The 16,526-nt window shown below is 34.9% G+C and carries 21 protein-coding genes and 1 riboswitch; of the genes, 14 read left to right on the forward strand and 7 right to left on the reverse strand.

Going from position 1 to position 16,526, the window contains the following annotated elements; translation table 11 throughout:
• Position 1: 1 nt before the first annotated feature.
• Positions 2–862 (forward strand): GNAT family N-acetyltransferase, encoded by an 861-nt coding sequence (locus AAG068_RS08035; protein ID WP_342718835.1) that lies wholly within the window; start codon positions 2–4, stop codon positions 860–862.
• Positions 863–902: 40 nt separating this feature from the next.
• Here the strand turns inward: AAG068_RS08035 and AAG068_RS08040 are convergent, their stop codons facing one another.
• Positions 903–1,463 (reverse strand): cysteine hydrolase family protein, encoded by a 561-nt coding sequence (locus tag AAG068_RS08040; RefSeq protein ID WP_342718836.1) that lies wholly within the window; start codon positions 1,461–1,463, stop codon positions 903–905.
• A 183-nt stretch (positions 1,464–1,646) separates the two neighbouring features.
• Between AAG068_RS08040 and AAG068_RS08045 the strand changes: the two genes are divergently transcribed.
• Positions 1,647–1,907: a DUF6123 family protein gene (locus AAG068_RS08045; RefSeq protein WP_063224108.1), complete on the forward strand. Its 261-nt coding sequence runs from the start codon at positions 1,647–1,649 to the stop codon at positions 1,905–1,907.
• 2 nt (positions 1,908–1,909) lie between these two features.
• On the opposite strand, the gene AAG068_RS08050 is transcribed toward AAG068_RS08045, so the two are convergent.
• The 3 genes from AAG068_RS08050 to AAG068_RS08060 form a co-directional block, all read right to left on the reverse strand.
• Positions 1,910–2,815, reverse strand: coding sequence for a DMT family transporter (locus tag AAG068_RS08050; RefSeq protein WP_342718837.1), 906 nt, complete (start codon positions 2,813–2,815; stop codon positions 1,910–1,912).
• Positions 2,816–2,828: 13 nt separating this feature from the next.
• Complete coding sequence (locus tag AAG068_RS08055; RefSeq protein ID WP_342718838.1) at positions 2,829–3,215, reverse strand: reverse transcriptase-like protein; 387 nt, start codon at positions 3,213–3,215, stop codon at positions 2,829–2,831.
• A 69-nt stretch (positions 3,216–3,284) separates the two neighbouring features.
• Entirely contained in the window at positions 3,285–4,157 is an 873-nt protein-coding gene (locus tag AAG068_RS08060; protein WP_342718839.1) for an aldose 1-epimerase family protein, read from the reverse strand.
• 132 nt (positions 4,158–4,289) lie between these two features.
• Positions 4,290–4,334, forward strand: a riboswitch (PreQ1 riboswitch).
• A gap of 6 nt (positions 4,335–4,340) precedes the next feature.
• Here AAG068_RS08060 and AAG068_RS08065 point away from each other — a divergent pair.
• The 3 genes from AAG068_RS08065 to AAG068_RS08075 all read left to right on the forward strand — a co-directional run bounded on the left by AAG068_RS08065 (position 4,341) and on the right by AAG068_RS08075 (position 5,824).
• Positions 4,341–4,826: a QueT transporter family protein gene (locus AAG068_RS08065; protein ID WP_001026467.1), complete on the forward strand. Its 486-nt coding sequence runs from the start codon at positions 4,341–4,343 to the stop codon at positions 4,824–4,826.
• A 151-nt stretch (positions 4,827–4,977) separates the two neighbouring features.
• Entirely contained in the window at positions 4,978–5,637 is a 660-nt protein-coding gene (locus AAG068_RS08070) for a ribonuclease H family protein (protein WP_342718840.1), read from the forward strand.
• Positions 5,638–5,647: 10 nt separating this feature from the next.
• Positions 5,648–5,824 (forward strand): zinc-finger domain-containing protein, encoded by a 177-nt coding sequence (locus tag AAG068_RS08075; RefSeq protein ID WP_000358801.1) that lies wholly within the window; start codon positions 5,648–5,650, stop codon positions 5,822–5,824.
• A 33-nt stretch (positions 5,825–5,857) separates the two neighbouring features.
• Here AAG068_RS08075 and AAG068_RS08080 read toward each other — a convergent pair whose 3' ends face one another.
• Both AAG068_RS08080 and cspB read right to left on the reverse strand, forming a co-directional pair.
• Positions 5,858–6,106, reverse strand: coding sequence for a DUF2564 family protein (locus AAG068_RS08080; protein WP_171484745.1), 249 nt, complete (start codon positions 6,104–6,106; stop codon positions 5,858–5,860).
• Between the two features lie 119 nt (positions 6,107–6,225).
• Positions 6,226–6,423, reverse strand: a complete 198-nt coding sequence (gene cspB / locus AAG068_RS08085; RefSeq protein WP_001161732.1) for a cold shock-like protein CspB — start codon at positions 6,421–6,423, stop codon at positions 6,226–6,228.
• Positions 6,424–6,687: 264 nt separating this feature from the next.
• Here cspB and AAG068_RS08090 point away from each other — a divergent pair, with 264 nt between their 5' ends.
• From AAG068_RS08090 to AAG068_RS08125, 8 genes are all read left to right on the forward strand, one after another.
• Positions 6,688–7,416, forward strand: coding sequence for a YqcI/YcgG family protein (locus tag AAG068_RS08090; RefSeq protein WP_342718844.1), 729 nt, complete (start codon positions 6,688–6,690; stop codon positions 7,414–7,416).
• Positions 7,417–7,551: 135 nt separating this feature from the next.
• Positions 7,552–8,184: a LysE family transporter gene (locus AAG068_RS08095; protein ID WP_342719723.1), complete on the forward strand. Its 633-nt coding sequence runs from the start codon at positions 7,552–7,554 to the stop codon at positions 8,182–8,184.
• 19 nt (positions 8,185–8,203) lie between these two features.
• Positions 8,204–8,497 (forward strand): cytoplasmic protein, encoded by a 294-nt coding sequence (locus AAG068_RS08100; RefSeq protein WP_144610696.1) that lies wholly within the window; start codon positions 8,204–8,206, stop codon positions 8,495–8,497.
• Between the two features lie 83 nt (positions 8,498–8,580).
• Positions 8,581–9,210, forward strand: a complete 630-nt coding sequence (locus tag AAG068_RS08105; protein WP_342718847.1) for a sterol desaturase family protein — start codon at positions 8,581–8,583, stop codon at positions 9,208–9,210.
• Between the two features lie 247 nt (positions 9,211–9,457).
• Complete coding sequence (locus AAG068_RS08110) at positions 9,458–9,799, forward strand: DUF485 domain-containing protein (RefSeq protein ID WP_000817374.1); 342 nt, start codon at positions 9,458–9,460, stop codon at positions 9,797–9,799.
• Positions 9,800–9,801: 2 nt separating this feature from the next.
• Entirely contained in the window at positions 9,802–11,352 is a 1,551-nt protein-coding gene (locus tag AAG068_RS08115; RefSeq protein WP_342718850.1) for a solute symporter family protein, read from the forward strand.
• A 190-nt stretch (positions 11,353–11,542) separates the two neighbouring features.
• Positions 11,543–12,892 carry an aspartate aminotransferase family protein gene (locus AAG068_RS08120; RefSeq protein ID WP_342718851.1) on the forward strand — a complete coding sequence of 450 codons (1,350 nt, stop codon included), beginning with the start codon at positions 11,543–11,545 and terminating at the stop codon, positions 12,890–12,892.
• Positions 12,892–13,254: a DUF3986 family protein gene (locus AAG068_RS08125; RefSeq protein ID WP_342718852.1), complete on the forward strand. Its 363-nt coding sequence runs from the start codon at positions 12,892–12,894 to the stop codon at positions 13,252–13,254. Before AAG068_RS08120 ends, AAG068_RS08125 begins: the two co-directional genes overlap by 1 nt.
• A gap of 60 nt (positions 13,255–13,314) precedes the next feature.
• On the opposite strand, the gene AAG068_RS08130 is transcribed toward AAG068_RS08125, so the two are convergent.
• Entirely contained in the window at positions 13,315–14,478 is a 1,164-nt protein-coding gene (locus tag AAG068_RS08130; RefSeq protein WP_342718853.1) for a cation:proton antiporter, read from the reverse strand.
• Between the two features lie 332 nt (positions 14,479–14,810).
• Here AAG068_RS08130 and AAG068_RS08135 point away from each other — a divergent pair, with 332 nt between their 5' ends.
• The gene (locus AAG068_RS08135) at positions 14,811–16,484 is read left to right on the forward strand and encodes a ribonuclease J (protein ID WP_342718855.1); all 1,674 of its coding nucleotides are present in this window, start codon (positions 14,811–14,813) and stop codon (positions 16,482–16,484) included.
• The last annotated feature ends 42 nt before the right edge of the window (positions 16,485–16,526 follow it).

The following is a 16,526-nucleotide window of genomic DNA, read 5'->3' on the forward strand; positions in this document are numbered from 1 at the left end:
AATGATTGGATTGAAAATAAGAGTGGAGCGTCTTAGAAAAGATAATATAAATGATCTTGTTGCATTATCTTCTTATATTGGTTGGGATTATAACAGAGAAGAAGTTGAAACGATTTTTAATTCAGGTATTGTATATGGCGTATGGAATGAGAGAAAAGAACTGATTGCAAGCGCTGCAATTATATTATACGGAGAGGCGTTAGCGTCAATAGGAATGGTAATTGTACATCCGGATTATAAGGGAAGAGAGATTGGGAAGGCGATAACGAGTTCTTGCATGAATAGCGTATCAGCTCGAACTTCAATTATACTGATTGCTACAGATGAGGGGAAGCCTTTATACGAAAAGTTAGGATTTAGGGCAGTGAGCTATGTTTCTAAATACATATGTAACTCGTACAATACGAATTATAACTGTCAGGGAAATGAAGAATATGTGATGAATTATAAAGAGGGGGATTTAGAGGAAATAATAAAAATAGATGAAGGCGCATTTGGAACAAGTCGAAACGAGTTTTTAAAACAAAGAATTATGCAAAGTGATCAGTGTATCGTTGTAAAGGATACAAAAGAAAATGTAGTAGGATACGGTATAAGTATACAAACGCCAGAAAATAAAATAATAGGACCGATCGTTGCTAAAAATGATGCAATGGCAATGAGAATTGTACATGATTTAGCAAGAGGACATCATGGTAAATTAAGAATTGATGTACCAGAAGGAAAGAAAGATTTCATGAAAGAATTAGAGGTTATTGGTTTTCAAAAGGTGAATACACCACCAATAATGATGAAAAATAGCGATCAATTATTAAAAAGGAATAATGAGTTATATAGCATTGCAGCGCAAATTTTTGGCTAAAAAAGAATCCTTTTCACGTAAGGATTCTTTTTTAGGTAATTTAATCACGATATTGGTCATGAGTTGGTTCAAAAAGGTCTTCCTCGACATCTCTAACAACTGAAAAATGATCCACGTTATAATGTCCATGTAGAATTTTATTATGATGAGCAATAATTTGCTCTGCAGATAATACGTTAGAATCAGTTGTGGAATGACCATTTTTAATTAATGTAACGTCAAATCCTTGTACAGTTGCAGTTCTAACAGCGGTGTCGATGCAATGTTCTGTTTTGCATCCTCCGATAACGATATGGCCAATCTTCTCTTCTTTTAAAAGTTCAAGTAAAGAAGTGCCATAAAATGCGTTTGTTGCTGCTTTATTAATAAGGATTGCAGACTGAGGTACTTGAATTTCATTATGTACTTCAAATCCTTCTCCGCTACCAGAAGCAACATCGATATCTCTTACGAAAATAATGAGGGCATTTGCATCGATTGCTTTCTGTACGGCTGTATTTAGTGTAGATAGCAGCTCTTTTTTACGGAAAACTTCATTTTCTTGTTCATTTCCATCCATTAATTCTTGCTGCGCATCGATAATTAATAGTGCTTGTTTCATTTTGTATCCCTATCCCCTTTAATATAAAATAAGTTCCCATTTACATATTCTTTTATATTGTAAGGAAATCCTCTATCGTCTACTTCGGATAGATTTACAAAGTTGTCAAATAAAATTCATTCTCATAGCGTGTAAAAACATGTATGATAGGAGATGGAGAATTTTTGAGTAGGTGGGAATAACATGCAAACAGTAGAAGATTATCTTTCATTCTTACATACGAAAGGATTTAAACTATCAGAGGAAGCACAAGGATTTATTATGTTCGGACAAGGATATACGGGTGCATCTGATGGAATTGTGAACGCGGCAATAGAAGCGACAATTAAACATCAATTCCAGTTTGATGGGAGTTATTTTGTTGCGTTATTAGAACGATTGAAAGAAGAAGAGATTACAGATAAAAAAAGCGCTAAGGCTTTTATGCGGAAGTTACAAGCGTAACTTCAAGCGGCCTGCGCTTCTTTTTTTGTTTTGGAAGGTAATTCAACAAACACCATGCCTAGGAATATACATAGGCATCCGATAATAGCGGAAATAGAAAGTTGTTCGTTTGCAACGAGAACGCCTGTTAAGGCGGAAAAAACGGGCTCCATTGCGAAAATAATTGCTACTCTCGTTGGAGATGTATGTTTTTGTGCTGATGTTTGAATGAAAAAAGCAATGGATGTCGCGAATAGAGAAGTTAAAAATAGGGCGAATAAAAAGGAAGAATTCGTCCATAGTGCTGCTGAAAATAATTTTTCCCAATCTTCAAACAAAAAAGCGCAAATAGAAGAAAACATACCGACAGCTAATACTTGCGACGTGCTTAATAATAAAGGTGATACTTTCTTAGAGAAGAAGCCGTTAACAAGAATATGAGCAGCGAAAGCAACTGCACAACCGAGAACGAGTATATCTCCAATGTTTAATTGAAAAGAATCACCAGCTGTTAATAAGTATAAACCTGCTGTTGCTACAGCAATGCCCATTACGATAAAAATGGTAGCTTTTTGTTTTAAAAAGATAAAAGACAAAATGGGTACCATAACGATACTAAGTCCTGTTAAGAAACCTGCTTTTGAAGAAGTTGTATAAAGTAAGCCAAATGTTTGTAACACATAGCCAACGCATAAAAAGAGCCCAACGATTAATCCAGCGAGACTACTTTGTTTTATATCTTGTTTTGAAGTTTTTTTTGAGAAAATCATTTGAACGAATAATAAAATAATTCCAGCGAATAAAAAGCGAATACCATTAAAAGTAAATGGACCAACGAAAGACATAGCATTTTGAACGACGACAAACGTAGCTCCCCAAATAAAAGAGACAAATAATAAAGCAAGAGGAGCGATCCAATCTTTTTTCACACTCATACCCCCGTTAATTTTGTAAGATAGCCTTTCTAGCTAGCTCATCAGCAACTTTATTTTGACTACTTGGAATCCACTTAATAAAAAAGAGATCGAAACTTTTTATGTACTGCAGTGCTTCCTCTAATAGTGGTGCAAACATTTTATTTTTTGCGTATTCTTTTTCGACAGCTCGCTCGACAAGTTGCGAATCTGTACGAAAAGAGACAATGTTATAATTATGCTCCGTGCAATATTTTAATGCTGCAAGTAAAGCGTGGTATTCTGCTTCATGATTGGACATTATCCCAAGGGGGAATGATAATTGTACAGCTGGTTGAACCCCTCTAATAAATACACCTGCACCAGAAGGACCAGGATTTCCTTTTGATGCACCATCAATATATACTTCAATCAAAATGAGAAACCTCCAAATGATAAGATGATCCCCTACTTATATGTTTCATTGAAGTAGGGGATAGAGTAATTAGCCAATTGTAATGCTATAACGACATGTAAATGTTTCATTCGCTTGTAAAGATTGAATTCCTTTTTTTTCTTTGAAATCTTTTGCTGGAGTTACTTCATCAGCAATTCCGTACCAAGGTTCGATACATAAGAAGGGAGCATTCTCGCCTGGTGTCCATACGCCGACAAATGGGAATCCGTCAAATTCTACTTTTACAAATTTATTATGTTTATGAGAACGAATAGAGATTTCATCCGTATTCATATTTTCAAAAATAAGTGCATCATTTTTGAATAAATCGTATGTAAGTGGTAATTCAGTTGCATTTTTAGCGATTACTTGCTTTTTGCTTGAAAGGTAAGGTCCTTCTAATACGCTTGTTTCTAAGCGTTCAGAACCGTTAAATGATAAATGATAATCTGTAAATGATTCGCCCTCTAATAAGGGGAAGTTGAAACCAGGATGTGCTCCGATTGAGAAGAACATCTCTTTTGAAGCAGGGTTATGTACTTCATATGTTACATGAACGATTTGTCCGTCTAGCTCATAAGAAACGAGTAATTCGAATTCGTATGGGTATTTTTTTAATGTTTCTTCATTACTAGTTACAATGTAAGTGATTTTCGTTTCACTTTGTTCTTTTACAGAGAATGTAAGGTCACGAGCAAAGCCGTGTTGTGTTAAAGAATATGGTTTACCATCTACGTAGTATGTATTATCTACTAATCGGCCGACAATTGGGAATAAAATTGGTGCGCGGCGCCCCCAATAAGTAGAATCGCCTTGCCATAAGTATTCAGTGTTATCTTCTTTTAAGCGAACGCTTTGTAATTCTGCACCTTTGTCAGAAATGGAAACGATCACTTTTTCATTTTGAATTGTTGCTGTCATGAAGTGAAACCTCCTAAAACTTTCATATGTTTTATTATACGTTGTCTAAAAGAAAAAAGGTAGTTAATGATAGGAATCTATTGACGAAAGAGTGTGTATTGCGTAGAATATAATCTTGTTGCTTAAAAAACGAATAACGTGGTTCGAAACCATCCCACGTAAAAAAACTAAGGAGATTTTGTCATGAATATTAGAACTTTAGTCGGTAATGGTATTTTAGCGGCATTATATATTGCTGTTTCTATGCTTATTCAGCCATTTGGCTTTACGAATGTACAGTTTCGTATTTCAGAGATGTTTAATCATCTCGTTGTATTTAATAAGAAAGCAATTTACGGAATTGTATTAGGTGTATTTTTAACGAATCTCTTTTTCTCACCTATGATCGCGTATGATTTAGTATTTGGAGTAGGGCAATCTATTCTTGCGTTAGTTGCAACGATTATTTCTATGCGATTTATTAAAGGTGTTTGGGCTCGTATGATTTTTAATACAGTTATTTTTACAATTACAATGTTTATGATTGCAATTGAACTTCATCTTGCATTTGATTTACCATTTATGTTGACTTGGTTAACATGTGCAATCGGTGAATTTGTTGTCATGGCAATCGGTATGCCTGTAATGTACTGGATTAATAAACGAGTACAATTTGAAAGATTTATGTAATAGATGAAAGAGCTATTCCTATAGGGATAGCTCTTTTTGTATGTAATCACATTGAATATAATGCTGTGACTATTGATACAATATAATAAAATAAAGTGAGGCTTTCATTAGCTGGCTACATATAAGAAGTCTTATATAAGGGGAATCTAGTATGAAATATAAAATTCATTGGTTGTATAAAACGAAGCGCGGTTTGCAGGCGGAATTAACGACAGATTATATGAACATAGAAGAAGTACTGCAATTTGCAGAGGATTTCGAAAAAACAGGAAGAGTGAAAGAACTATCATTTTATGATGAAATGGATGCGGAATGGTCGCTAAAGGAAATGAAAAAGCTGAGTAAACAAGTGGAGGAAGAGCCCCAAGAAATACACGTTTATTTTGATGGGGGGTATGATGTTCAGACGAAAGAAGCTGGAGTAGGTATATGTGTATACTATAAAAAAGGGAATAAACAATACCGAATTCGCCGTAATGCATATATAGAAGGTATATATGATAATAATGAAGCGGAATATGCATCATTACTATACGGTATGAATATACTCGAGGAATTAGGGATTAAGTATGAAGCGGTCACGCTTCGCGGCGATTCGCAAGTTGTACTGCAGCAATTGGCTGGAGAATGGCCTTGCTATGATGAGCATTTAAATCATTACTTAGATCAAATTGAACAAAAGGCGAAGCAAATGAAATTAAAACTAGTATGTGAGCCGATATCTAGAAAACAAAATAAAGAAGCACACCAATTAGCTACGCAAGCATTAGAAGGGACAGTTATAGATAGTCATAAAGAAATAACCGAATAGAGGTGCAAAGGTGGATAAAAAGCAACTCATTACAGAGGTCAATGACTTATTAGAAACGTATTGTGAAGGGTGTTTTTTGCGAGAACATAACCGAAAGACGAATAGTAAGTATTATGCTCATTCATTTTGTATAAGACAATGTACAGTTGGAGAAACATTGAAAAAGTATGGAGAGCAGTTGTCATGAAAAAACATCCAGAGAAAATTCTCTGGATGTTTTTTAGTGCTTCGCTTCATTTAATTGATGCTCGCACTCGCTTAATTTCTTTTCCTCATTCATCAGAAATGGCTCATCTAAATCTGTTGCAACAGACTTCATAATTTCAAGCTGAGAGCGAGCGGCTTCTACAGCAGTAGTAGCATGCTCCAATGTATCTGGATCCATTGAAATTGTCGCTGATCCTACCATTTTTTGTGCTGTTTCTACACGGAATTTCACTTCTTCAAAATCATTTACTTCTGATCCCATTATTACTTCCTCCTTTGTATATTGCGCATTTCACATAGTTTTTGCTCTGGAAAACGGAAATATACAAAGGAATAACAAAGGAGGTTACCGAGTAAGGTAACCTCCTGTCATATGTTGGATTAAAGTTTTACTACGTTAGCAGCTTGAGGTCCGCGGTTTCCTTCAGTGATATCGAAAGATACTTCTTGACCTTCCTCTAAAGCTTTGTAGCCTTCGCCTTGAATAGCAGAGAAATGTACGAATACATCGTCAGCGCCTTCCATTTCGATAAATCCAAAACCTTTTTCGTTGTTAAACCATTTTACTTTTCCTTGCATGTTACAATTCCTCCTAAAAAACATTTACGTTTTTCATTTAGTGAAATTCATTTGAAAAGATAATATAAACTAAAAATGCTATAATCTTGAATATTCTGCTAAATGATTAATTTAAATATACACGAATTGGGAGAATTTAGTCAAGTAAGCGATTTTATTTTTTTGTATTTTTAAATAATTTTTCAGTCAAATTTTTAAATAGGTATAGGACAGGCCGAGTATGTAATAGTCTTAATTGAATGCTATACATAATGAGGTGAAAGAATGAATGAGTCTTATTTATTAGATAATGACGGAATGAGAATGAGAACGGATATACCGAATTGGGTTGCAAAAGAATTTGAAAATTTTTCAAACATCGTATTAGAACCAACTTTCCCATGTTATTTTGGTTTAACTGCTTTGAAAAAGAATGAGCTTCGTTATTCCTTACTCTCTCATAATGATTGGAGACATTTGCCACATACAATGTTATCTTTTTTAGAGTTAATGAAAGAGCGGCCAATTGTAAGAAGAGGATTTTTTCTTTTTGTAGAACCAGAATGTGAGGAACAATCACTGGAATATTATCGTGATTACTTTTGGAAAGTATTACAATATTTACATGAACAAGATGACCAAACATGGCCGAAGCAAATTCCTGAAGACCCAGACCATTACTTATGGGAATTTTCATTTGGTGGTGAACCGATATTCGCATTTGGGAATGCGCCAGCTTATAAACAACGAAAAACTAGACATTTAGGAAATTCTCTCGTTATTGGATTCCAGCCATGCACTATCTTTGATGGGTTAGAAGGAGATCGTCCGAAAGGAGCATATTCCAGACAAACGGTCCGAGAGCGAGTTGAAAAGTGGGATCAGTTGCCGAAACATCCCAACATTAGTCATTATGGTGATCCGGATCATCGTGAATGGAAACAATACTTCATAGGGGACGATGTAGAACCGATAAAAGGAAAATGTCCTTTTCTTCATAAAATAGAAAAGTAAGAGTCATCATCCAGATGGCTCTTTTGCATATTTTGGATAAAAAAGGGTATTTTAGTAAGTAGTTTGATGAAAGCTAGTCTATTTTTAATTATTACATCATTACTTAATAGTAAAGGAAGTAGAAAGGATAGAGCGATGTTTGGAGCAATTATACAACAAATTGTATTAGGTATTTCATTAGTTGCGCCAGTAGGTCCGATTAATATTGAAATGTTAAAACGAGGAATTGAACGAGGTTTTTGGCATGCGTGGGTTGTTGGGATTGGTGGAATGACTGCAGATATTTTGTTTATGCTTCTCATCTATTTCGGTTTATCTTCTCTGTTTATGTATACATATGTACAAGCTTTTATGTATTGTACAGGTTTTTTCTTGTTATTTTATTTAGGATTTCAAAGTGTAAAACAAGGAATTTCTAAGTCGAATATGGAATATAAAAAAGAAGAGATAGGTGGCCTTAAACAATCGTTTATGGCAGTTTTTTTAATTGCGATATCCAATCCATTAAATCTTGTTTTTTGGTTTGGTATATACGGAAGTACACTTAGCTCACTGCTCACGAAGGTCACGAAACAAGAAGCCTTTTTGTATAGTCTTTGTATTATCGTTGGTATTATTTTATGGAATGTAAATATCGCATTTTCTGTCCATTTTGGCAGAACTTTATTAAAGCAAAAAGCAATAGGCTATATAACAGCCGGAGCGGGTATTATTTTAGTAGGACATTCTATCCATTTTGCATACAAAGCTTTACAGTTGTTCACATAAGATTGAAGGGGAGATTTTTATGTATCGAACCACTATTGACGGAAAAGAAATTATTATTACGTTAGCACCAAAAATCCGAAAAGAAATTACTGATAGGAATCCACTATATGAAGCGGTATTTCATACTGCAGCAAGATTACTACAAACAAAGCAACCAACTTTTGCGGTAAATCATGAAGTATTTGGACTCATTATTGGAGAGGTACAAAGAGGAGAAGTAACAGTGTTTGCGGTGGAACATATTATTCCAAAGCAAAATATATTTGGATCGAACAATTTTTTCTCGACAATAGAGCAGCAGGCAAATTTGTAAAGCGAATAGAATAAGAATAGAAAATAAAAGAAATAGTCGTAACGATATGTTGCGGCTGTTTTTTTGGAAAAGGGGGAAGGAACATGAAGAGAGTGGGGAAAGAGTTCTTTTTACAACATGATATCGTTATTATGTATAGTATATTATTTGTTTTCATCATTATTTTAAAAATGAAATTTTTTACATGGATCGGTATGTTAGCCTGTTTGTTTGGGATTGTTTTTTATACGCTTAACGAATATATGACACACCGGTTTTTATTTCACTTAAAACCACCTAAAAACGTATTTTTATTAAAAATGTTAAGAAGATTACATTATGATCATCACGTATATCCAGATGATTTAAAGCTTTTATTTTTGCCTGTATGGTTTAGTATACCGAGCTTTACTATATATTTACTTATATCATACGCTATAACAAAAAGTGTTACTGTTACACTTTCATTCGGAATCGGAATGATTATTATGCTTCTCGTTTATGAATGGAAACATTATATTGCACATAAGCCAATTCGTCCTGTTACTAAGTTTGGAAGATGGCTAAAAAAACAGCACATATTACACCATTATAAAAATGAAAGGTTTTGGTTTGGTGTTTCCAATCCAGTATTTGATTTCCTATTTGGAACGCTTAAAGATGGAAAAGATGTTGAATTAAGCGAAACAGCTCGTAATTTAGAAAAAGAGAAAAAAACAGAAGTGGTGCGATAAGCACTACTTTTTTATTTTGTTATAACGAGTATGAAAGCTTCGCTGGTGCGGAAGTGAAGTGCGCAAATTTTATGCTGAAAAAGTATATTAAAAACTTAGGAGAAATTGCCGAAAAATGTCTATCGAAAAATCTTTGCAGGAATGTATGGATTGTCTAAAATGAAAATAAGTTTCTGAATATTTATAAAATTCAGCCTTTAGGTATACAAGGGGGAATTGTATTTCTAGTAAGAGAGGGGATTAGAGAATGAAACGAGATGATACGTCAGCACGTAAGTTACAAAATGAAGTGAATTATACAGAGGTTGTTCAGTCAGAAGAATTTCAATTGCTATTAAATACGAAAAAGAAGTTTATCGTTCCAATGAGTATTTTCTTTTTAAGTTTCTTTATTGCGTTACCTATTTTAACATCGTATTCAAAGGTACTCAATACACCGGCATTTGGTGATGTTACGTGGGCGTGGATATTTGCTTTTGCGCAATTTATCATGACGTGGTCATTATGTATGATTTACAGCAAAAAAGCGGAATCCTTTGATAAAATCTCACAAAACATTCTGCAAGAGATGCAAAAAGGGAGGGGCTGACCATGAATACAACCGCTTTTGCACTATTTTTAATCATCGTTCTTGGTACACTCGTCATAACTTATTTTGCATCGAAGAAAACGAAAAATGCTAGTGAGTTTTATACAGCTGGAGGGGGATTAACTGGTTGGCAAAATGGTCTGGCCATTGCGGGGGATTATATGTCTGCTGCGTCTTTTCTTGGTATAGCTGGAGCAATCGCGTTAACTGGGTTTGATGGATTCTTTTATAGCATCGGTTTCTTAGTTGCTTACTTAGTTGTATTATACTTAGTTGCAGAGCCGCTTAGAAATTTAGGAAAGTACACGTTAGCAGATATGATTGCGGCGCGTTTTGATGCGAAAAAAGTTCGCGGAGTTGCAGCGCTTAATACGATGACGATTTCGATTTTTTATATGATTGCACAATTAGTTGGAGCTGGTGCACTTATTAAATTATTATTAGGGATCGAATATACGACATCCGTTTTAATCGTTGGTACATTAATGACAGTGTACGTTATTTTTGGCGGAATGACTGCGACTAGCTGGGTACAAATTGTTAAGGCTGTATTACTTATGGCTGGTACATTTATTATTTCTGTTATCGTTTTCGCAAAATTTAATTTCAGTGTGACTGAAATGTTCGCACAAATGAAAACAGCTACACCATTAAAAGATTCGTTTTTAAATCCAGGGGTAAAGTATAAAGATGGTCTTGATACGCTATCTTTAAATTTAGGACTAGTTCTTGGTACAGCTGGATTACCACATATTCTTGTACGCTTCTTTACAGTGCGTGATGCAAAAACGGCACGTCAATCTGTTGTTTACGCTACGTGGTTAATTGGTGCATTTTATATTATGACAATTTTCTTAGGATTTGGGGCAGCCGCATTTGTAGGAAATGAGGCAATTATTAAAGCGAATCCAGCTGGTAATATGGCAGCACCTTTATTAGCGAAAGCGTTAGGTGGAGATTTCTTATTTGCTTTCGTATCAGCCATTGCTTTTGCAACGATTTTGGCTGTAGTGGCAGGCCTTGTATTAACAGCAGCATCAGCATTTGCACATGATTTTTATAATGAAATTATTCGCAAGGGGAAATCAACGGAAAAAGAGCAAGTGTCAATGGCTCGCTATGCGTCTATTGGAGTAGCGGTATTATCCATTATACTTGCGTTATTTGCTCAAACATTGAACGTAGCGTTTTTAGTTTCATTAGCATTTGCAGTAGCGGCGAGTGCAAACTTGCCAGTTATATTATTCACAATCTATTGGAAGCGCTTCAATACGACAGGTGCTATCTCCGGTATGATTGTTGGTCTTGTATCAGCCATTGTTCTCGTAGCGTTAAGTCCAAATGTTTGGAACCCTGTAGCTGGCAAAGCTATATTTGTTGGGGAAGCGATATTCCCATATACGACTCCTGGAATTATTTCGATCCCGCTCGGATTCCTTGCAGCGTATTTAGGGACCATTTTATCTAGTAAGAAAGAAGATGCAGCGAAGTTTGATGAAATTCTTGTGAAATCTAATACTGGTCATGGTATTAGTGATGCGTCTTCGCATTAAGAAAAAGGAGCTTTTCGATATATAAGAAAAGCTCCTTTTCCTTTTGTCATTTTCTTGTAAATAATACTGCTTTGTAAGTAGGATTCGTCTTAATTTTGTGGAATGAAAATAAGCAGGGAGAAATTTAAATCATCATGGCACCAGCACAGCTTTTGTGAAAAATAAGTTGTTATGGAAGGTGGAAGAAATGATGAAAACGAAACAGACTGATGAATTATTAGCAAAAGATGAGCAATATGTTTGGCACGGAATGCGTCCCTTTAGTCCAAATAGTACAATGGTAGGGGCAAAAGCAGAAGGGTGCTGGGTTGAGGATATACAAGGAAAAAGATATTTAGATGGTATGAGTGGTCTTTGGTGTGTGAATAGTGGATATGGCAGAAAAGAGCTTGCAGAAGCGGCATATGAGCAATTACAAACATTATCATACTTTCCAATGTCACAATCACATGAACCGGCTATAAAGCTTGCACAAAAATTAAATGAGTGGCTTGGAGGAGAGTATGTTATTTTCTTCTCTAATAGTGGTTCGGAAGCGAACGAAACAGCTTTTAAAATAGCAAGACAATACTATGCGCAAAAAGGTGAACCGCATCGTTATAAATTTATGTCACGTTACCGCGGGTATCATGGCAATACAATGGCTACGATGGCAGCGACGGGACAAGCACAGCGTAGATATCAATATGAGCCATTTGCTTCAGGCTTTTTACATGTAACACCGCCAGATTGTTATCGTATGCCTGGAATAGAAAGAGAGAACATATATGATGTAGAATGTGTAAAAGAAGTAGATCGCGTTATGACATGGGAATTAAGTGAAACGATTGCAGCTTTTATTATGGAACCAATTATTACGGGCGGAGGCATTTTAATGCCGCCACAAGACTATATGAAAGCTGTTCATGAAACGTGTCAAAAACACGGTGCATTGCTCATTAGCGATGAAGTTATTTGTGGTTTCGGACGTACAGGAAAAGCATTTGGATTTATGAATTATGATGTGAAGCCAGATATTATTACGATGGCAAAAGGGATTACGAGCGCGTATTTACCATTATCAGCAACAGCTGTGAAAAAAGAAATATATGAAGCATTTAAAGGAAAGGGAGAATATGAATTCTTCCGTCATATTAATACATTTGGTGGAAATCCTGCAGCTTGTGCATTAGCGCTTAAAAACTTAGAAATTATGGAAAATGAAAATTTGATTGAGCGATCTGCACAAATGGGTTCGCTTTTATTAGAGCAATTAAAAGAAGAAATTGGAGAACATCCACTTGTAGGGGATATTAGAGGAAAAGGTCTACTAGTTGGAATTGAACTAGTAAATGATAAAGAGACGAAAGAGCCAATTGATAACGAAAAAATTGCAATCGTTGTAAATGCTTGTAAAGAAAAAGGGTTAATTATAGGACGGAACGGTATGACAACAGCAGGATATAATAACGTCTTAACATTAGCACCACCACTTGTTATTTCAAGTGAAGAAATTGCCTTTGTTGTTGGAACGTTGAAGACAGCGATGGAACGTATTTAATGAATGAAGCGAGCTGTAATATACAGCTCGCTTTTGTTTATTATGTGAAATATGATAAATTTTTAAAGGGAGGGGAATTTATTATGAAGAAATATGATTCTAGTCAACATTATCACATCGGATATTATGAAGGTGGATATGATTTAGAAGTAACAGCGTACAAAAGAATAAGTGAACCAGTTTGGGATGCGTATATTCCGCACTATGAGGCAGGCGATTTTTACAAAAAGGTGGAGGAAATGAAGCTAGGTGAATATGTAGATGATTACGGCATTAAGGTGTATTCATTTAGTATTGATATGGATGATGAAGAAGCACGAATTATTTTTGAAAAATGGTTAAAAACGAACGGAATTGTTTAGATATAAAATAAGAAAGAAGATTACTATCTTATAAGATAGTAATCTTCTTTCTTATTAAACTTATTTACTTGCTTTCATTGCTTTATCTTTTGCACCAAAAGTGTATTTTAACATTGGTGGTGTAATCATTGTAGTTAAAATAACGACAATAACGATAGCTGTAAAGTAATCTTGTGCTAGTAGACCTGAAGAAAGTCCTGTTCCAGCGATGATAAGTGCAACTTCACCACGAGAAACCATTCCAGCCCCGATAATTGCAGAAGACTTAGCGTCAAATCCAGTCATTCGTGCACCTAAGCCACAACCGATTAGTTTCGTTAATACAGCGATTACTGTTAATGCTAAGATAAACCAAATTTGATTGCCAATACCGTCAAATGTAATATTCATACCGATACTTACGAAGAATACTGGAACGAACATAGCGTAAGCGATTGGTTCTACTTTCTTTTCTACTTCATGTTTGTAGTTCGTTTGAGAAATCGCGATACCAGCTGCGAAAGCACCGATAATACCAGCAATTCCCAATAATTCGCCGAAATATGCGAATGAGAAACAGATGATAAGAGCCGCGCTCACGATAGACTCAGATACGCGTAGTGGTGATAACCAGCGCATAATCGCAGGAACACCTTTCCATCCGATTAAAATAATAGAAGCGAAGAATACAACTTTCTTCAAGATAATCATTGTTAAGTTAACATCGTCTGTACCTAAGAAGCTCATTGCAAATGCTAATAAAATAACGACAAGAATGTCATCAAATACAGCTGCGCCCAGCATAGTTGTACTTTCACGTGTTTTCATCTTTCCTAAATCGCGAAGTGTTTGTACGGAAATACTAACACTTGTCGCACATAGAAGTAATCCTAAAAATACAGCATTTCCTTGTTCCATTCCCATAACAAGACCAGAAACGTAACCACCTACGAATGGAAGAATAATACCTCCAAGTGCAATAGCTAAAGAAGAATTACGGTTTGCGTTTAATTCCTCTAAGTCTGTTTCAAGACCGGCCATAAACATTAAAAGAATAACTCCAACATTACTTAATTGTGTTAGAAGTTCTGAATTCTCAATCCAACCTAATAAAGCTGGACCGATAACGATACCGACAATTAATTTACCGAGTACAGAAGGTTGGCCTAATCTAACACTAAGATCGCCAGCAAGCTTTGTACTTAATAAAATAAGTGCAATTTGAAAGAAAAATTCGAATTCCATCGGATCCTCTCCTCATCATTTTTATTTTTATCATACGATTTCTCGGAATTTGCCTAATGAAAATATGTAAAACCCATTAAACAAAGGGTCTAATTACAAGTTCTTTTGAACTTGTAATTTGAACTTGTAATTAATATATAATATATTTTACAAAAAATCAATGAAAAAATGGGAGCTTTTTTAGAGAGAGACGGTGTTATTAGGGATATACATATAAGAATAGTGTGTGAATTTTTATATGTATGAAATAGTATGAAGTCCTTTTTCATTACAAATAATAAAACCTAAATGTTATTTCATGAATTATAAATTTGAAAAGGAGGTTTTATCATTTGAATTCATTAAAAAACAACTTGTCTATCGTTGCTTTAGGTGGAGTAAATGAAATAGGAAAAAATATGTACGCTATTCAATATGAAAATGATATTGTCGTTATTGATTGTGGATCTAAATTTCCAGATGAAAGTTTATTAGGAATTGATTTAATAATTCCAGACATCACATACTTACAAGAAAATAAAGAAAAAATTCGCGGGTTAGTCGTGACGCATGGACATGAGGACCATATTGGCGGAATACCATATTTTTTAAAACAACTTAACGTACCAATTTATGCGACGAAGTTAACGTTAGGTTTAATTGAAATTAAATTAAAAGAGCATAATCTTCAAAATGATACAGAATTAATCGTTATTCACGCAGAATCAGAAATTGATCTCGGTTCTATTAAGACGACATTTTTTAAAACGAATCATAGTATTCCAGATTGTCTCGGTATTGTGTTTCATACTCGAGAAGGTAATGTAGTACACACCGGGGATTTTAAATTCGATTTAACACCAGTAAATAACCAACATCCTGATATTCATAAAATGGCTAAAATAGGTAGTGAGGGTGTACTAGCTTTACTATCTGAAAGTACAAATGCAGAACGACCAGGTTTTACTCCATCAGAAAGATCAGTAGGAGAACGAATAGAGGAAATATTTATGAAAGCAAATAGAAAAGTAATTATTTCTACATTTGCTTCTAATGTGAATCGTGTTCAGCAAATAGTTGAAGCTTGCATAAAAACAAATCGAAAATTGGCTTTGCTCGGGAGAAGTATGGTAAATGTAGTAGAAGTTGCTCTAGAGAAAGGGTATTTACATATTCCAGACGGCATGTTAATTGAAGCGAGTGAGGTAAATCGTTTAGATCCAAAGCAGGTAGCGATACTTTGTACAGGAAGTCAAGGAGAACCGATGGCAGCTTTAGCGCGTTTAGCGAGTGGAAACTATAGACAAGTTGATGTTTTACCAGAAGATATGGTTATTATAGCTGCGACTCCGATTCCAGGAAATGAACGTAACGTTTCAAGAATTATAGATAATTTATTTGCTTTAGGAGCAAAAGTAATTTATGGATCAGGTAGTTCTACTGGAGTCCATGTATCTGGTCATGCGTATCAAGAAGAATTGAAATTAATGCTCACTTTAATGAAACCTAAATATTTTATCCCAATTCATGGAGAGTTTAGAATGCTACATCACCATAGTTTGTTAGCAGAATCAATTGGTGTCGAAAAAGAAAATATCTTTATCGTTCGTAATGGAGATGTTGTAGATATTAGTAATGAAGTGGCCGTTCAATCTAGAAAAATACAGGCTGGAAATATATATGTAGATGGATTAGGAATTGGTGATGTTGGAAATGCCTTATTACGTGATCGAAAACAACTTTCAGAAGATGGAATGCTCGTAATAGTTATTACCTTTAATAAAGTGGATGGAGAAATTATTTCCGGTCCTGATATTATCTCTCGTGGATTTGTCTATGTTCGTGATTCAGAAGAATTTTTGAAGGAATTAAATAAATTAGCAGTTATTACAATTAATAATTTGAAGAAAGAGAATGTGAATAGCTGGGGTATTTTGAAAAGAGAAGTAAGAGAGGCTTTAGGGAAGTTTATATATACTAATACGAAAAGAAAACCGATGATCCTTCCTATAATAATAGAGGTTTAAGAGTTAATAAAAAGAATTCTCGTAGGGGAATTCTTTTTTGTT

Origin of the sequence: Bacillus paramycoides (genome assembly GCF_038971285.1) — a bacterium.
Lineage (GTDB): Bacteria > Bacillota > Bacilli > Bacillales > Bacillaceae_G > Bacillus_A.

What these genes read in the sequence shown, in the direction of transcription:
- AAG068_RS08045 (WP_063224108.1), top strand. Translation starts at nt 1,647, where the DNA reads ATGCAAACAGTAGAAGATTATCTTTCATTCTTACATACGAAAGGATTT.
- AAG068_RS08110 (WP_000817374.1), top strand. Translation starts at nt 9,458, where the DNA reads ATGAAACGAGATGATACGTCAGCACGTAAGTTACAAAATGAAGTGAAT.
- cspB (WP_001161732.1), bottom strand. Translation starts at nt 6,423, where the DNA reads ATGCAAGGAAAAGTAAAATGGTTTAACAACGAAAAAGGTTTTGGATTT.
- AAG068_RS08125 (WP_342718852.1), top strand. Translation starts at nt 12,892, where the DNA reads ATGAATGAAGCGAGCTGTAATATACAGCTCGCTTTTGTTTATTATGTG.
- AAG068_RS08035 (WP_342718835.1), top strand. Translation starts at nt 2, where the DNA reads ATGATTGGATTGAAAATAAGAGTGGAGCGTCTTAGAAAAGATAATATA.
- AAG068_RS08060 (WP_342718839.1), bottom strand. Translation starts at nt 4,157, where the DNA reads ATGACAGCAACAATTCAAAATGAAAAAGTGATCGTTTCCATTTCTGAC.
- AAG068_RS08095 (WP_342719723.1), top strand. Translation starts at nt 7,552, where the DNA reads ATGTTTGGAGCAATTATACAACAAATTGTATTAGGTATTTCATTAGTT.
- AAG068_RS08040 (WP_342718836.1), bottom strand. Translation starts at nt 1,463, where the DNA reads ATGAAACAAGCACTATTAATTATCGATGCGCAGCAAGAATTAATGGAT.
- AAG068_RS08120 (WP_342718851.1), top strand. Translation starts at nt 11,543, where the DNA reads ATGAAAACGAAACAGACTGATGAATTATTAGCAAAAGATGAGCAATAT.
- AAG068_RS08115 (WP_342718850.1), top strand. Translation starts at nt 9,802, where the DNA reads ATGAATACAACCGCTTTTGCACTATTTTTAATCATCGTTCTTGGTACA.
- AAG068_RS08105 (WP_342718847.1), top strand. Translation starts at nt 8,581, where the DNA reads ATGAAGAGAGTGGGGAAAGAGTTCTTTTTACAACATGATATCGTTATT.
- AAG068_RS08100 (WP_144610696.1), top strand. Translation starts at nt 8,204, where the DNA reads ATGTATCGAACCACTATTGACGGAAAAGAAATTATTATTACGTTAGCA.
- AAG068_RS08130 (WP_342718853.1), bottom strand. Translation starts at nt 14,478, where the DNA reads ATGGAATTCGAATTTTTCTTTCAAATTGCACTTATTTTATTAAGTACA.
- AAG068_RS08070 (WP_342718840.1), top strand. Translation starts at nt 4,978, where the DNA reads ATGAAATATAAAATTCATTGGTTGTATAAAACGAAGCGCGGTTTGCAG.
- AAG068_RS08090 (WP_342718844.1), top strand. Translation starts at nt 6,688, where the DNA reads ATGAATGAGTCTTATTTATTAGATAATGACGGAATGAGAATGAGAACG.
- AAG068_RS08080 (WP_171484745.1), bottom strand. Translation starts at nt 6,106, where the DNA reads ATGGGATCAGAAGTAAATGATTTTGAAGAAGTGAAATTCCGTGTAGAA.
- AAG068_RS08065 (WP_001026467.1), top strand. Translation starts at nt 4,341, where the DNA reads ATGAATATTAGAACTTTAGTCGGTAATGGTATTTTAGCGGCATTATAT.